This is a genomic window from Streptomyces sp. NPDC031554 (assembly GCF_055580685.1).
In genome coordinates this window covers 627912-643994 of record NZ_JBVIKX010000002.1, presented here as the reverse complement: position 1 = coordinate 643994, position 16083 = coordinate 627912, and the positions used below count along the sequence as shown (strand labels likewise).

The following is a 16083-nucleotide window of genomic DNA, read 5'->3' as shown; positions in this document are numbered from 1 at the left end:
GGCACTTCTGGAAACGACCCGCAATAACGATCAAGTGTCCGGTGAAATCAGAGCTGTGAATTGGCCACCGAGGCATGGGAGGATTCCGCCTTGGAAGCGCCTTGCTGAGCCAGCACGCTGGAACGCCTCATGACCTCTCGTCATCGCAGGCTGCAGGGCCCTTCCTGGGCCGCGTGGGGAGCGCGGTCGGACGTCACCCGGTGGATCCGGACTGAAAGGTGCGCGCAAGGCGCACGGCAAGGGGGCTCCACGGTGTTCTCGGTTTCGTCGCTGCGGCAATGGCTGCTGGAGATGCCCGACCTGGTGCTCTCCTTGTTCCGGCACATCGAGAAGGCGCACGGTCCGGCCGCACTGCAGTACCAGGGCGGACCGGCGACCGCGAAGCTGCGCAAGACGGCCGGTGTCCGCATGTGGGTCACCCGAGCACCGGAGCGACTGCTGGTCAACGTCTGCAGGTGCGGCATGGTGATCGCCGAATCGCGGCTGTGCGAGCTGGGGTACGGGGACCAGATCCAGGATCCCGACCTCGGCCGGCTCACGCGCATGCTGAAGGACCTGCCGCCGGACCTGGCCCAGCTCATGCTCCACGGCATCTCGCTCTTCTCCGACGCTCCTGCCCACCGGTTCGCGCACGGCCATGCGGAGGAGCTCCTGGAGGCCGCGCTGAGCGACGCCGCCCCTCTCGCGGAAGCCGACTACGAGCGGCTGTCCTGTGTGAACCGGGTCCAGGAGGACACCGGTGAAGCGCCCCAGTCCGAGACCGACGGCAGGACGGCGGTTTCTCGAGGAGAGCAAAGGAACGAGGCCGTGGTGGAACCGGACGCCGACGGGATCGAGCTGGAGACCGTACGGCTGGGCGAGGCCGGAGCGGTGCTGGCCGGAAGGCTGGACGCCTTCGCCGCGGCCGTCCGCGACGGGCGACTGGCCGACGGCCAAGAGCTCCTGCGCGACACGGTGTCGTGGATCCGGGAACGCCGGGCTCTGGACCGGGCCTTTGCGGCCGCCGGCGTGGAGGAGGGGTGGGGCGAGGACCAGGACTGGTCCGCGGCTCGAACGCTCGTCGAGCGGCTGCGGGAGGAGCAGCGCCGTCGGCAGGAGACCGACCGGGAGGTCAAGGCGACCGCGCAGGCGCTGGACGAGATCCGGGCCATGTTCGACATGGCCACGAACGATCTGGTGCGGGAAAACCTCCGCGGCCAGATCGCGCAGTTCGAGCAGCGTCTGCGGGAGCTCGGCGGAGACACGTCGACCACTGAGGCCGTACGGTCCGCCGGCACCGGAACCGGTGATCCCGGTGAGGGGACGAAAGCGGGGCCCCGGAGCGAACGGGAGCCCGACCCGGAACCACCGCCGGTCGACGGCTCTTTCGCGAGGACCCCTGAGACGCCCCGGCCCGAAGCCGCTCACGAGGACGGCGTCACGCGGACGGAGGCGGAGGAAACACCGGACGGGCCCCAGGAACAGGAACGGGAAGCGGCCCGGTCCGAGGAATCCGTGTCCGACGGCGGCACCGCCGCGACGGCCGGTACCGGCGAACCCGCGCCGGCCCGGGAGATGTCGCGGCCCGAGGCCGCGCGACCCGCCGAGCCGTCCACCGACGCTCTGGTGGAGACGACGACGCCGGCAGCCCACGTCCCGGCCGCCGCGCCGGTTCCGCGGCGCTCGACCGACCTCCAGGAGACGGCGGCGGACGAGCCCTCCGCTCTCACCGCCCCCTCCCCCACCTCGTCGGACGTCTGGGCGGGCGCTCCCGCCCCGGTGGAGATCCTCGTCGCCGAGGGCCGGCTGGCCGAGTCCTACTGGCTGACCCGCGCCGCGGGCGCCCCCGCTCACCGCACCCTCGCGCTCGCGTTCGCGGACGCCGCCTTCCACACGTCCCCGGCCGGGGCTTCCGACCTTCAGGTGAGGGCCGAGGAACTCCTCGAGGCGTTGGACGAAGGACACCCCTGGGACGACGACCGTGACGCCTACACCACCCTGCTGACCGCGGCCGTCCGCAGCGGCCTGTCGGCACGCTGGGCGAGCAGCGTCCTCACCGACTTCACGTCGCTGCCGGGCGTTCCCGAGCCGTGGGCATCGGTGCTGGACGAGTTGGTGCACGCGGTACGGCAGTCCACGGAAATACAGCCGGGCGACCTGGGCAAGCCGATGACGACGCCGGTCACAGACCGTCGGGAGGAGATCGGCGACCGGGCACGGCAGCTCGCGCTGGACCTGCCGCTGCGCACCATCAAGCTCCAGCGCGGCACGATCGTGCTGCAGACCCTCGCCGCGCCCGATGGCCGACTCGGACAGACCTTGAAGCTGATCCAGGGATGGGCCGAGGGGCGGGTCGAGGCGGAGGAACTCGCCAGGGAGATGGAGGAGCACTACAAGCGCTCCGACGCCGCCGACCGGATCATCGACACCACCGATCGGGCCAAACGAACACCCAAGCAGTCCAAGAACGACATCCACTCGGCGGCCCGTGAGCAGCTCCGCGCCCACATCAAGACCGTTCGGGACCTGCTGACGACGGCGTTGCGCATCGCCTCCTCCCCACGCCCGTCCGGCGGTCGTGACATCGGCCGGGATCTGATGCGGGCGATCGCGGACGCACGGCAGGCCGAACCGCTGCCCGGTGTGGGTGGAGCCCTTCTGGCGCTTCTGCTGCGCTGGCTCGACGGCTCCTACGCCCCCGAACCCCGCGACACGGGGTTCCGGCCGCCCGCCGAAGGCCTGCTGCACCTGCCCGAGCTGCGCTGGCACGTCCACGAGGAACGGGACGAACCCGACCTCGAACACTCGGACGCGCTCGGGGCGCTGCTGGGTCTGCTCGGCCCGGCCGACCCCGGCGTCGCGCTGCGGTGCCACCGGGACGCGGGTGACCTCCACCTCGCCGTCCGTCTGCTCGAGCGGCTCGGACACGGGGGCATCGTGGGCACCACCATGTCGACCGCGGAACTCGCCGAGTGGCGGCAGCGCATCGCCGACGCGGCCGTCACCTGGGGTCGTAAATGCACTGAGGAGCACCGACGCGCGCAGCTGATCCTCGCCCAGATCCGGGTGCAGAACCTGCTGAAGCCCGAGGAGGAGCACGACTTCACCGCCCGGCTCCTCGACCTGGAGAGCGACGGTCACAGCGACCGTTTCGGGGAGCGCTTCCGGGCCATCACCGCCATCGGCCGCGACCTGAACGACCTGGAGCGGCAGCAGACCGAGAAGCTCTACCGCCAGCTCGACGCGGCTCAGCTGCCCGCGGCCGAGTACCGGCGCATCCACCAGCTGCTGGAGGGCGGCAAGACGGTGGCCGCCGAAGAACTCCTGTCGTTCGCCCGCCGCGGCGAGGCCCTGCCCGCCCCCGCCGAACCGGCCGGGGAGGAACTGGCCCGTTTCCTGAAGGGCGTCGCCCATCCGAAGGCTCCTCAGCCCACCCGTCGCGGCATCGGTGCCCGCTGGTGGGCACAGCACTACGCGGAAGACGAACCACTGGTGCAGAACGCGGTCTCCGGGCTCGGCGCCTGGGAGGAGCTGATCGGCGAGCGGGACCAGCGGAAGATCCGCGGCCTGGTCAAGAGCGTCCTGCGCATGCTCGGTCTGACCGTGATCGAGGCCAACGTCGAGGAGGCCCGGTACGGCGTCACCCGGCTCAGCGTGCGCGGCGACATCACCGAGAGCACCCCCGGCTACGTCGCCGCGCTCGGCTCCCAGGCGCGCCACATGTACAAGGTGGTCGTCATCGCCGACGAGCTGCGCGGGGAAGGGCCGCTGCGCCACCTCCCCGATTCGGCCATCGGCGCCAACCTGATCCTCTACCTGCAGCCCCTCGGCGTGGAAGGACGTCGCCAGCTCGCGCTCGCCTCCCGCAGCCGCGGCCAGCAAGCCCTGGTCGTCGACCCCGCCGTCGTCGGCTGGGTCGCCGCCCGGGCCCCGCGCTCGTTCCGGGTGACGCAGCGCGTCACCCTGCCCTGGACCGGCTACACCCCCTACACCCCGCACGTCGCAGGGCTCGTTCCACCGGAGGTCTTCAAGGGCCGCGCCGAGGAGATGCAGGAGATCCTCAGCCCGGACGGGTCCGTCTTCCTCTTCGGCGGCCGCCAGCTCGGCAAGTCGTCCCTCCTGCGGCAAGCCGTCGAGGTGTTCCAGAAGGCCGACCCGGACCGCCACATCGCCGTCTACACGGACCTCCTCAAGGCCGACATCGGGCATGCCGAACCCCCTGAGGGCATCTGGCGGGTCCTGCTGGCCCAGCTGAAGCACCGCGACGTCATCAAAGCGAACGTCTCCGACCGTGCCACCGACGTGGACGTGATCGCCGACGCGGTCCAGCAGTGGATCGAGGCCGAGCCCGGCCGCCGTGTCCTCCTGCTCGCGGACGAGGCCGACGCCTTCCTCACCGCTGACGCCCAGGCCGTCTACACCGGTGGAGGCCAGTCGACCTTCCGTACCGTCAAGCGGCTCCAGCGCTTGATGGAGACCACCAACCGGTCGTTCAAGGTCGTCTTCGCCGGTCTGCACCAGGTCCAGCGTTTCAACCACCTCACCAACGTGGTCACCGCGCACGGTGGGCCGGGCATCCTCGTCGGCCCGCTCAAGCCGCAGGCCGCCGTCGGACTCGTCGAGGAACCCCTGGCCGCCGTCGGGCTCACCTTCGAGACGCCCGACCTGGTCTGGCACATACTCGGCGTCACCAACTACCAGGCCAACCTGGTGCAGATCTTCTGCGACCACCTCGTCGCCTACATGCAGCAGCGCGCCATGCCCGCCGGCGGCCGTCACGCCCCCATCACCTGGGACGACGTCCAGGCGGTCGCGAACCTGGAGCGGGTGCGCGAGCTCATCGCGGAACGCCTGCGCTACACCATCAACCTGGAGGACCGCTACCGCGTGCTCACCCTCCTGGTCGCCCTGCGCAGTCTCGAGCACGGCTACGCTCACGCGTCCAGGCCCAGCGAGTTGCTGGAGGCCGCCCACGAGATCTGGGAAGAGGGCTTCCCTCTCAACAGCGAACGCCAGCTGACCATCTTCCTCGACGAGATGGTCGGACTGGGCCTGCTCATCCGGGTCCCCGGCGAGGAACGCGCCTACGCGATGCGCAGCCCCAACGTCGTCAACATGCTGGGCACCCGGAACGAGCTCCAGAGTGAGCTGAACGACACCGAGTTCGACCTGCCCTACGACTACAACCCGCGTGCCGCCCGCCGGTCCATCGGTACCTCCGGCGGCGTTCAGCGGATGAGTCCGCTCACCGAGGGCCAGTTCGGGGACATGCTCGGTCATCCCACGCGCACCACGCTCGTGCCCTGCACCCGGGCGCTCGGCGACGACCACGTCGAACGCGGACTGCGCCTGTACGGCGGCGGGTACGGTCTCGACGTCATCGGCGTCGGCCCCGGCGACAACCTCACCGAGGCGATCACCGCCAACTCACGCCGCAAGGGCTCCCGGATCCTCTTCGTGGACCTGCGCGGCCGGAACGCCGACCAGGTCAGGGAGGCCGCCGAGCAACTCGTCAAGCACACCGGTGGTACGGCACACGACACCGACGCGGCTCCCGGCGCGCCCCGCCGGTACGCCGTGGTCCTCTGCGCGCCGGACGCCACGACGGAGGCGGAGAAGACGGGAGCCGGCCTCGTCCTGCCGCAGCGGTGGAGCGTCGACAGTGTGCGCGCCTGGCCGGAGTCGCCCTTCGGGTCCCCGCAGGAACGACGTGGCCTGATGGAATCCACCGGGGGGTGGCCCGGTCTGGTCGAGACCGCCATGCACAACGTCCGCTCCGGCATGCGGCAGAAAGAGGTCCTCCAAGGCCTGCGCGAGCTCCTGGGAACCCCCGACGCCGCGACGGCTCACCTGAAGGCGGCCGGTTTCACTCCCGCCGACGTCTCCCGCCTCACGGCTTGGGCCCAGTTCTACAGCGACGAGGAGTACGCGGACGGCAAGGCCGCCATGACTCCGGGCGACATCGCCGCCGCGTTCTTCGACGAGAGCGACGACGACCCCCTCGATGCTGCCGAGCGCCTTCTGAAACGCCTCGACGGCCTGGCGGTCCTCGACCCCAACAAACCCGGAGGCGTCCGCCTCGACCCGGTCACCTTCCGGGCGTTGAAGACGATCGAGCCCGCGCAGTGAACGCCGTGAACCCCGGTGCCGCGGAGTCCGCGGCACCGGGGTCCTCCGCATCCGAGCCGGTCACCGCCGGAACCGGCCGACACGTCATGGACGAGGACCTCGCCCGGCTCCCGGGCCCCCGTCGGCACCTCGACATGCTCGAGGCGGACCTGCGGGCCGGCCGTAGTTGCGTCTGGTACTTCCCCGACCCCGTCGTGGAATCCGGCCGCGCCGACTTCTTCGTACGCGAACTCGGCCACCGCCTCGAAGCGGTGATCCCCGTTCCCGGGGTCGTCCCCCTCGCCGACCGCTGTACCGGCGCGCCGGTCCCGCCGGCACAGCGCACCCCGGCAGCCGAGTCGCACGAGTCCTGGGCAGACACGAACCGGTGGGACACGGACCTGCCCGACGACCCCTACGGCAGCCTCCTGAGTCGGCTCGTCGCTCCCGGCGGCAGTGTCCGGCCCAGCCTGACCCCGGCTGCCGCCTCGCCGGCGACAACACTGGAGGAACGCCTCGCCAAGGAACTCGGCGTCCCGGGCGACCCCGTGGAAACCCTCGCCGGGCGAGCCGCAGCCGGCCAAGCGCCCCACGTGATCGTCGTGCGCTGCTGGGACGAGACCACCCCCGAAGAGGCAGCCCGGCTTCTCCGCGTCGCCCAAGCCACCTTCCACGAGGCCGGTCTGCCCGATCGTGCGCGGCCGCGTTTCCTCCTGACCGCACGCGCCGCCGACCTGCCCCGCGCCACCCTCGGCAGCCAGGGCCGCGCCGCTGTCCACTGGTGGTGGAGAGTCTGGACCCGTCTCGACACCGAGGTCCTCATGGCTTGGCGTTCTCGCTCAGGAACCGCTGACGCCGCCGACACGCTCCTGCGCCGCGTCACTGACGCCGTCGTCGCCGAAGTCTGCGGCCCCGACATCGACCGTGCCCTCGCCCTCCGTGACGCCTGGGACGGCGGCGGCCTCGGCACGCTCCGTCGCGCGCTCGATCAGGTCCTGCCCGAACGCGCGGTCGACTCGGCTGAGTCCGTGCTGCCCAGACGCCTGTCCACCGCCCACGCCTCGACCCCCGACGCCGAGATCCACGGCGCCTGGGCCCGCGGCGCCGTCGACAGCTGGGAAGGGCGCATCCACCCCACTTGCGGGCACTCCCTCCTGGACGCCGGCTCCCAGGAACTGCGCGTCCTCGTCTGCCACGCCCAGAACCGTGTCCTCCTTCCTCTCATCGAGGAAGCCCGCACCGCCCTGATCCACCTCGTGCCCAGGATGCTGCGCAAACAGCGCTTCACCCCCCGGGAATTCTGTGAGGAGGCCCGCTCCCGGCACTGGAAGAGCACGGAGGACACCGCCGTGCCCGATCTCGAAGAACTCGAACTCGGGGGCCTTTCCTACGCCGCCTACATGCTCGCCCTGACCACCACGCAACGTCACCGCCTGCGCACCTTGCACACGGCCCGCAACACCCTCTCGCACCGGACCCCGCTGGACCATGATGAGCTCGTGGCCCTGACGCAGGTGCTGACCACGGACTGGATCGCAGGCTGACTTCCCGGGGGAGACGGGGCGGCGGGTGACATGGGCGCCGGACGGGACGCGTGTCGCCGCCGCGTCGACGGACGGCGCGCCTCCCGAGGTACCAACCCGGTCCGCCGGAATCGCGCGTTGCCCTGACGGGGAGGAACTCACCCTGGCCGTGTTCGGCCCGCCACACGTGTCACTTCCCGTCGCCACTGTTCCGTACGCGGAGTGAGCGCCCGGCCCGTGCACCCTTCGCAAGTCTGATCGCACCTTGACCCGGTGTACGGACCGTAGTGCCGGCGCATGCTCCTCGCACGCCGTCACGCCGACCCCGTGTACGTGACCACGCCCCAGGTGCTGTCCCGGCCGGCATCGACGACGTGGGAGACCGCCCGGGCCGCCGCCCCCTCTGTCCCGTGCCCGAGATCCCGTCGAACCCGAAATAGACGACCAGCGGGACGCGGTAGAGGCCGGTGACCTCGCGGATCGCGCTGATGAGTCATGTACCCCCTGGTGTTCCGCACCCCCGTGGTCGGCGATCGCCCTGAAGCGCGTCCGGCACGGTCGTTTACTCCTCACGGTCCGCATCGGCGATCGCACACGGGCACACGAGAAGCGACGCGTTGACATCGCTAACACGTGTGCGTCATGCTCACGTTCACCACCGGGCAACCGGCCCGGCCGCATCCGTGCGCCTGGACCGTCGTGCGCCCGCCTCCGCTCACCGTCCCGGGGAGAGACCGTGAACCCGCAGAACCGCCCGCAGGGGCCGCTCGACATACGGCCGCTGCACAAGCGCAAGAGACTGTGGGCCGTCGGTGCCGCCCTGTTCGCCCTGGGGGCGATGGGCGGCACCCAGTCCGCGCAGGACGAGGTGGACGCCGCCCAGGCACTGGCCGCCAAGCCCGTACCGACCGTCACGGCCACGGCGACGACGACGGCCACGGCGACGGCCACCGTCACCGCCGAGCCGAAGCCCGCCCCCACGGTCACCAAGACCAAGAAGGTCACGACCCCCGGCCCGACCGTCACCGTCACCAGGACCGCCCGGGCGGCCGCCGGATCCGGCACCGGCAACGGCGGCGGCAGCAGCAGCAGCAGCAGCAGCGACAGCGGTTCCGAGGCCTGCTCCATCACCTCCAACGCGGGCAACTGCTACCAGGCGGGGCAGTACTGCAGGAACGGTGACCACGGAGCCTCGACGACGACCGCGGGCGGCACGCGGATCACGTGCACGTACAGGTCGAACGGCTGGCGGTGGTCCTACTCCTGACGGACGCCGCGGCAAGGCGGCGAGCCGGCTCCCGACGGCACCCGCCTACAGGGGCGGCTTGGTGCCCGGTACCCAGTCGAAGCCGAAGCCGTAGGCGCGGTCGATGAGTTCCTGGTTCGACAGGAGCGGCTCGGCGGTGAACCAGCGGACTTCGCGCCGCAGTTCGAGGGTGGCGGCACCCTGCCCCGGGCTGAGCAGCGCGATGGCACACGAGGTGGCTCCGGCCGGGGAATCGTCCAGGTGGATGCGCCAGGTGCCGTTCGGGGCGCTGACGGTGACGACGCCCCCGAGAGTGCGGAAGTCCGCCGCGCCCTCGTAGATGTACACGTAGGCGAGCAGCTTGGCGAACCGGTGCCGGTGTTCGAGGCTGACGCGAAGGGTCTCGCCGTCCGAGGTCTCGCCGGTCCGGTCGTCCTGGTCGAGACCGACGTAGGGCCAGGAGTCGAGGTCGCCGAACTGCGCGCCGAGCGGTTGCACCGCCGTGCCCGCCCCGTCGCGGGTGAGCACCAGACAGCCGAGGTCGAGGTCGGCCTCGGCCGTGACCGACCAGTTGAGGTTCAGCTGGATGACGCCCCGGCCCGTGATCTCGGCGCGCGGCGCTCGCTCGGTGAGTTCCACCGGACGTGCCGGCGCCTCCCACCGCGTCCGCGCTCCCGTGCCGGCGGCCACCCCTCCGGTGAGGTCGATGACCGTCCGCCGCCTGCCGTCCCCGCTCAATGAACGCCCCTCTACCTCGACGACCGGCGCAACCATGTCGCGCCACGCCGTCGACATCACGTGATCGTCATCTATTATTGCCCGAATGGTGAAGGCGATGTGAAGATCCCTTCACTTTCTTCGCACAACGGGGGCATGTGCGGCGCGCCGTCGCCCTGTTCCCGTCGTGCTCGGATCTGTACGAAGTCCCGGCATCACCGGGCAAGGGTGGGAAATGTTCACCGGGACACACATCGACAAAGGGGTGACCGCGCGTCACCTCGAGGACGCGGCGCAGGACCCCGCGCTCGCCCCGCGCGCCGAGGAGCTGCGCGGGCTGGCCCAGGCACTCGACTCCATCGACATGCACGCCCTCGACGCATGGGCCGATCTCGATCTGATGACCCATTTCGCCCGGCCCGAGAGCATCGCCGAGCCGGCGGACACCGGTCGGGGGGAACGGTTCGACTCCGTGCTGGACCGGGTCCTGGGAGCCCTGGTCTTCCTGCCCCTGCTCTTCACGTGGTTCGGCCTCTGGCAGGCGTCGAGCGCCTACGGGGCGCTCACCGGGGACGACCCCAAGGCAGCCGGCCGGCCGTTCCTGCAGTTGTGGCAGTCCGGGTTCGACGGACATCTGGGGGAGGCGTACCGCTTCAGCCGCGTCGCCGTGGGCGGGTGCCTGACCCTGGTGATGCTGTTCGCCCTCACGCTCGTGCACGGTTACCGGCGCACCCGCGCGGAACGTCGCGAGGAGCAGGCGCGGGAGCGTGCCCGTGCGGTTCTGGCCCGCCTGGTCCCGGTCCTCACGCGTGCGCAGCTCTCGCTCAACGAGCACCGGGTGGCCTCGCCGCAGCGTTTCGCGGCGGAGCTCAACTCGGCGGCCGGCCGGCTGCAGCGCATGCACTCCAAGGCCATCACCACGCAGGAGGCGCTCAGTCGGGCCGCCGAGCTGGTGAGCGAGGCCTCGGAGAAGGCGGAGCAGCGTCTCGTCCAGGCGGAGTCGTACGTACGGCCGATCGAGCAGGTGGTGTTGCGGATCGAGGAGACCGTCCGGGACAGCGGCACGGCCATCCAGGCCGCCGTCCAGGGCCTGGACGACCCGTTGGCGCAGGCGGGCCGCCGCCTGGCCGACGCCGTCAGCGGACAGACCGGCGTCCTGGACAAGGCACTGGAAGACCTGAGGACGGCCGGCGACGACATGCGCGACGTCCTGTCCCGCGCGACGGACCGGCTGGAAACGGCGGTCGGCGACAACGTGACACAGGCGGGCCGCCGCCTGGCCGACGCCGTCAGCGGGCAGACCGGCGTCCTGGACAAGGCACTGGAGGACCTGAGGACGGCCGGCGACGACATGCGCGACGTCCTGTCCCGCGCGACGGACCGGCTGGAGACCGCGGTCGGCGACAACGGTGACCGCGTGCGGGGCGCGCTGTCGGACGCGGCCCGGCAGGTCGAGGACTCCCTGACCGTGCTGGCCGCCTCCCAGCGCGGGTTCACCACCGGCGTCGAGGTCGTCGCGGACGTCAACGGCCGTCTGCTCGACGACCTCGGCGCGGTGGCCGACCGGACCGGTGAGGCCGCCGAGGCGTCGCGGGAGGCCCTGCTCGGCATCGAGGCACGCAGCCGCGCCGTCCAGGAGGCGACGGACCGCTTCCTCGCGGTCACCGACGTTCTGGAACGAGCGCTCCGTGAGACGGAGGCGGCCCGGATCGAGGCGGATGCGGCACGGGGCGAAGCGGAGAGGGCCCGGATCGAGGCACAGGCGGCTCGACTTGAGGCGGAGACCGCCCGGACCGAGGCCGAGACCGCGCGCAGCGAAGCGGAGACGGCCCGGATCGAGGCGGAGACGGCTCGCGAAGGCGCCGAGGCAGCCGAGCGGCGCGCGGAGAGCGAGCTGCGGCAGGCCGAGAAGCTGCGGGCCGGGATCGGACCGGACCGGTGAGCCCTTTGAGGAGACGTTTCCGGTTCACACCGCTCCACCTGGCCGGATGGCTCTTCGCCGACATGCTGCTCGTGCTCGCCCTGGTGTCCATGGGGGACCGCGGTGACCCGCTCGCCGCGCAGGCCGACGCCAAGCCCTCGAAGCCGGCCGCCGTCGAGCCGTCCCCCGAACCCAGTCGGACACCGACGGGACCGCGGTCGGTGGCGCGCAAGCCGGTGAAGATCCACCTGACCGCCGCGGTCGGCGACACCACGCGGATGGTCAAGCAGCTCCGTGCCGCCACCGCCCGCTACGAGGAACGCGAAGCCGCCTTCGTCCTGACCTTCGGCCAGGCACAGGAGCCCGGTGACGGCCAGGCGTACGCGCGGGAGGTGAACGAGGCCCTGCGGAAGGCGCGGCCGGACATGTTCACCGACGCGACGACACGGGACTTCTGGAACGGCGGCCCCTCGGGCTCGGCCGATCTGGAGATCTACTTCTACAACCGTTGACGGCCACGCCGTCTCACGAGCTCAGGAGAACCAGTCCATGCAGATCCTTCCCTTCTATCTGGTGTGCGACGAATCCGGCTCCATGGCCGGCGGCGGCGTGGACGCCATCAACTCGGCACTGCCCGACCTGCACCACGAGATCAGCACCAACCCGAGCGTGGCGGACAAGACCCGCTTCGCGCTCATCGGTTTCTCCACCCAGGCCTCCGTGCTGCAGCCGCTCGCCGACCTGAGCGAGCTGACACAGCTGCCGTCCCTGTCGGCGGGTGGCGTGACCTCCTTCGGCGCCGCCTTCCGGTTGCTGAAGGACACCATCGAGAAGGACGTCGCCGCACTGAAGGCGGAGGGCCACGACGTGTACCGGCCCGTGGTGTTCTTCCTCTCCGACGGCATCCCCACGGACGAGGGCTGGCGCACCGCGCTCAACGACCTGAACGGGTTCCGCTACGCGCCGAAGATCATCGCGTTCGGGATCAGCGACGCCGACGCCGCGACCATCACCGAGGTGGCCAACTTCAAGGCGTTCATCCAGCAGAACGACTCCATCTCGCCGGCCGTCGCACTGCGCGAGTTCGCCTCCAGCCTCACCCGGTCCATCGTCAGCTCGGCGACCAGCATGGCCGCCCAGGGCGGGGAGGGCTTCCAGCTCCAGGTGGACGAGCAGGTGCCCGGCTTCACCAGCCTTTCCCTCGACAAGCTGTGAGTGGCCCGATGCATCACGGAGAAGCCCCCAGGGCACATGAGGATGTGACGGGTCTCGGCAGGTCCGCCCACGGTGACGGCCTTGACGAACACTTCGCGAGCCTGCCCGCCGACATCGTCGTCCACGACACGCACCCGCTCGGGCTCGCCGCCTCCACGGAGCAGCCCGCGCCCCCGACGACGGACCGTCTCGTGCAGGCTGCATTCCCTGCGGAATCCGGGGAAGCCCCGCTGCGCGGAGTGCCTGCACACGTCGGCCAACGGCCTCCGAGTTATCCGCCCCGTCCTCTGCGGTGTCCCTCCGTGCGGGGCGGTGACGAATTCGCGGCCTTCACCCCGGCGGTGCTGCTGGACGGGGCCGAGGTCGGACGGCTGACGGTGCGGGCCGCGTCCCTGCGCGGTGACTCCCACAACTGGGAGGGCAGCTGCCGCCAGGACGCCATGACGGTGACGCGTGTCGGTCCACCGGAGGCCGAACTGCTGTTGCTGGCGGTCGCCGACGGAGTGGGCTCCGCGAAGTACTCGCACATCGGCTCGTACCGCGTCACTCGCCAGGCGGCTCTCCACCTGGACCGCGAGGCGGAGAACATCCATGCGGCGCTGATCGCCCAGGACGAGGGCGAACTCCGCGCGATCGCCAACAAGGCGATCGCCGGCGCGGTCAACGAGCTGCGTATCGGTCAGGAGCACGCCACCACCTTGCATGTCCTGCTGGTGCCGGCCGACGCCCGCATCCGCGAACGGGTCGTGTTCAGCGTGGGGGACGGCGGTCTGTTCGTGCTGCGGGAGGGCCGGTGGGCACCGGGCGATCCGGTGGACGACGGAAGTCTCCTGGACACCCGTACCGAGGCTCTTCCGCACGCCTATCGCAGCGTCAAGGCCAAACTGCTGCGCACCGAACCGGGCGAGGTCCTCCTCCTGGGCACCGACGGCATCACCAACCCGCTCACCCAGAAGGATCCCGAGTTCGCCCGGCGTCTCGCGCACGCGTGGGGCGGGCCCGAGGTGCCTTCGCTGTCCGACTTCCTGTGGCAGGCGCAGACGAGGGCCAAGTCCTACGACGACGACCGGACCGTCATCTGCGTGTGGGAGGAGCCGGAATGAGCGCGGAGGACGGAGCCGACGTCGCCCGGTCGTCGCTCGCCCTGGGTGAACGGGTCGGCAGCGGCGGCCAGGGAGACGTGTACGCGGTCACGGGCAGCCCGCTGCTGTTCAAGGAGTACAAGGACCCGTCCAAGGTCAACGGCACCGCCCTGGCCGACCTGGTCGGGCTGCGGCAAGGGCTCGGCCAGGCGGACCGGAGCCACCTGGACGCCCTTGCCGCCTGGCCCCTGTGCCGTGTGGTCGAGGGCGGCCGGACGCTCGGCTTCCTCATGCGGCGGGCCCACATGACATGGCGCACCGCGACGGGGGCGACGAAGCTCCTCGAGCTGCAGTACCTGATCCGGCCGCCCAAGGCGGCCTGGCAGGACGTCGCGCAGCCGACCCCGGAACAGCGCAGGGCTCTCGCGCTGGCCTGCGTCGAGGCCATCGGCTGGTTCCACGATGCCGGACTCGTGATCGGCGACATCTCGCAGGCCAATGTCCTGTGGTCCCTCTCCCCCGAACCCGCCGTCCACTTCCTGGACTGCGACGGCTTCCGCCGGGTGGGGCGCGCGGCGGTCCAGGCCCAGGCCGCCACTCCGGACTGGAACGACCCGCTCACGCCCTCCACCGACGCGACGGTGGACACGGACGCCTACAAGACGGCTCTGGTGACGGGGCGCATCGTGGCCCGGCAGCCGTACGTCAGACCGGGCCAGGACCTGGAACTCGTCCCCGGCTGTCTCGACGACCGGCAGGGCGACGGAGTGCGGAGGCTCTTCGCGCAGGCCGCCGGCGAGCGCGGCAGCCGGCCCCGGCCGAGCGAGTGGCAGACCGCTTTGAGCGACCGTGGCGTCATCAAGCTCACCGCGGCCGCGCCCCGGGCCCGGCCCGCAGTCGACCACACGGTGCTGGACGGTCCCCGCAACCGGACGCCGATCAGGCTGCGGGGACCAGGGCAGTAGAGGGTCACCGGCTCCCGGACCTCATGGGAGTCGCACCGCGCCTCCGCCGGGACGTCTGCACGGCCGGGCCGGGCGGTCCGGCCGGCCTCGGCCCTGACGCCCTCGCCGACCTGGCCGACGCGATGAGCGCTGCGTGAGCACGGGGCCGGGACACCGCGCCGAGCACCCGAGGGGGGCCGGTCCTCCTGCTCTCGGAACATGTCAAAATGCATGTCCACAGCGCCAGTTGACGGCCTCTCAGGAAAAGGGTCCGCCGTCGCGGTGAACGAGTTCAGGACGGAGCCAGGCCCCATGCCCTCCCCCGGCAGCGGTGACCAGGGCGGTACCCCCGCCCCCGTGATCGACACGAGCAAGCCCCATCCGGCCCGGATGTACGACTACTTCCTCGGCGGGAAGGACAACTACGAGGTCGACCAGGAGGCCGCGGAGGAGTTCATCAAGGTGGCGCCCGAGGTGCGGGAGGGCGTCCGTGCCAACCGGCGCTTCCTGCGGCGCGCGGTCGAGTACGTGGTCGCCGAGGGCGGGATCCGGCAGATCCTCGACGTGGGCACGGGCCTGCCCACCGAGCCCAACGTCCATCAGATCGCGCGGGCCGTCGCACCGGGGACCCGGGTCGCCTACGTCGACAACGACCCCATCGTCAGCACCCACTCGATGGCGCTCCTCGACGAGCCCGACACCTCGGTCGTCCTGGCCGACCTGCGTGACCCCCGGGCCATCCTCGACCATCCCGAGGTGCGCGGGCTCATCGACTTCGACCGACCGGTGGCGCTGCTGCTGGTGGCCGTCGTGCACTTCATCGCCGAGGCGGAGGATCCGGACGCCCTCCTCGCCACCCTCCGCGACGCGCTGCCCACCGGCTCCTACCTCGTCCTGTCGCACGCGACGGGCGACGTCCACGCGGACCGGCGGGAGGACGCCGCCGCCGTCTACGGCAAGGCCACCGCCTCCATGAACCTCCGCCCGCACGCCCGGGTCCTGGACTTCTTCGGCGATTTCACCCTGCTCGACCCCGGCCTGGTCCGGGTCACCGACTGGCGCCCCGAGGAGCCGCCGCGGCCCGACGCGCCGCCGATCGGCATGTACGGCGGGGTGGCCAGGAAGGACTCCTGACCTCAGGAAGGACTCCCTACGCCCCAGGGAGGACTCCCGCCTCGACCGGACCGCGTCGCCGACGCGGTCCGCGCCGTCTTTGCCGTCCGCCGTCTTCGCCGTCCTCGGCACGGGCCGGCGGCCGTCACCGAGGTCCGCCGAGGCGGTGGAGCTCCGTAGGTCCGGTGTTCTCCACCGTCTTCCCGCCGCTCCTCCGCCTCCGCCGCTCCTCCGC

The 16083-nt window shown here is 71.3% G+C and carries 10 protein-coding genes; 9 read left to right on the top strand and 1 reads right to left on the bottom strand.

Annotated features, from left to right (window positions below; all coding sequences use genetic code 11):
* Positions 1–252 precede the first annotated feature (252 nt).
* The 3 genes from ACZ5FU_RS08240 (at position 253) to ACZ5FU_RS08230 (ending at position 8877) form a co-directional block, all read left to right on the top strand.
* Entirely contained in the window at positions 253–6108 is a 5856-nt protein-coding gene (locus ACZ5FU_RS08240; RefSeq protein ID WP_468834344.1) for a hypothetical protein, read from the top strand.
* An 86-nt stretch (positions 6109–6194) separates the two neighbouring features.
* Entirely contained in the window at positions 6195–7631 is a 1437-nt protein-coding gene (locus tag ACZ5FU_RS08235) for a hypothetical protein (RefSeq protein ID WP_451776625.1), read from the top strand.
* Positions 7632–8346: 715 nt separating this feature from the next.
* The gene (locus tag ACZ5FU_RS08230) at positions 8347–8877 is read left to right on the top strand and encodes a hypothetical protein (RefSeq protein WP_468834346.1); all 531 of its coding nucleotides are present in this window, start codon (positions 8347–8349) and stop codon (positions 8875–8877) included.
* Between the two features lie 45 nt (positions 8878–8922).
* On the opposite strand, the gene ACZ5FU_RS08225 is transcribed toward ACZ5FU_RS08230, so the two are convergent.
* Entirely contained in the window at positions 8923–9651 is a 729-nt protein-coding gene (locus tag ACZ5FU_RS08225) for a tellurium resistance protein (protein ID WP_451776629.1), read from the bottom strand.
* Positions 9652–9808: 157 nt separating this feature from the next.
* Between ACZ5FU_RS08225 and ACZ5FU_RS08220 the strand changes: the two genes are divergently transcribed.
* The 6 genes from ACZ5FU_RS08220 (at position 9809) to ACZ5FU_RS08195 (ending at position 15869) form a co-directional block, all read left to right on the top strand.
* The gene (locus tag ACZ5FU_RS08220) at positions 9809–11515 is read left to right on the top strand and encodes a hypothetical protein (protein ID WP_451776630.1); all 1707 of its coding nucleotides are present in this window, start codon (positions 9809–9811) and stop codon (positions 11513–11515) included.
* Entirely contained in the window at positions 11512–12006 is a 495-nt protein-coding gene (locus ACZ5FU_RS08215; RefSeq protein WP_451530986.1) for a hypothetical protein, read from the top strand. Before ACZ5FU_RS08220 ends, ACZ5FU_RS08215 begins: the two co-directional genes overlap by 4 nt.
* Before the next feature lie 37 nt (positions 12007–12043).
* Complete coding sequence (locus ACZ5FU_RS08210) at positions 12044–12709, top strand: vWA domain-containing protein (RefSeq protein ID WP_451776632.1); 666 nt, start codon at positions 12044–12046, stop codon at positions 12707–12709.
* A 302-nt stretch (positions 12710–13011) separates the two neighbouring features.
* Positions 13012–13812: a protein phosphatase 2C domain-containing protein gene (locus tag ACZ5FU_RS08205; protein WP_451530984.1), complete on the top strand. Its 801-nt coding sequence runs from the start codon at positions 13012–13014 to the stop codon at positions 13810–13812.
* Positions 13809–14756: a hypothetical protein gene (locus ACZ5FU_RS08200; RefSeq protein WP_451776635.1), complete on the top strand. Its 948-nt coding sequence runs from the start codon at positions 13809–13811 to the stop codon at positions 14754–14756. The genes ACZ5FU_RS08205 and ACZ5FU_RS08200 overlap by 4 nt, the downstream gene beginning before the upstream one ends.
* Before the next feature lie 291 nt (positions 14757–15047).
* Positions 15048–15869 carry an SAM-dependent methyltransferase gene (locus ACZ5FU_RS08195; RefSeq protein ID WP_468834352.1) on the top strand — a complete coding sequence of 274 codons (822 nt, stop codon included), beginning with the start codon at positions 15048–15050 and terminating at the stop codon, positions 15867–15869.
* Positions 15870–16083 lie beyond the last annotated feature (214 nt).

What these genes read in the sequence shown, in the direction of transcription:
- ACZ5FU_RS08235 (WP_451776625.1), top strand. Translation starts at nt 6,195, where the DNA reads ATGGACGAGGACCTCGCCCGGCTCCCGGGCCCCCGTCGGCACCTCGAC.
- ACZ5FU_RS08225 (WP_451776629.1), bottom strand. Translation starts at nt 9,651, where the DNA reads ATGTCGACGGCGTGGCGCGACATGGTTGCGCCGGTCGTCGAGGTAGAG.
- ACZ5FU_RS08220 (WP_451776630.1), top strand. Translation starts at nt 9,809, where the DNA reads ATGTTCACCGGGACACACATCGACAAAGGGGTGACCGCGCGTCACCTC.
- ACZ5FU_RS08210 (WP_451776632.1), top strand. Translation starts at nt 12,044, where the DNA reads ATGCAGATCCTTCCCTTCTATCTGGTGTGCGACGAATCCGGCTCCATG.
- ACZ5FU_RS08200 (WP_451776635.1), top strand. Translation starts at nt 13,809, where the DNA reads ATGAGCGCGGAGGACGGAGCCGACGTCGCCCGGTCGTCGCTCGCCCTG.
- ACZ5FU_RS08195 (WP_468834352.1), top strand. Translation starts at nt 15,048, where the DNA reads ATGCCCTCCCCCGGCAGCGGTGACCAGGGCGGTACCCCCGCCCCCGTG.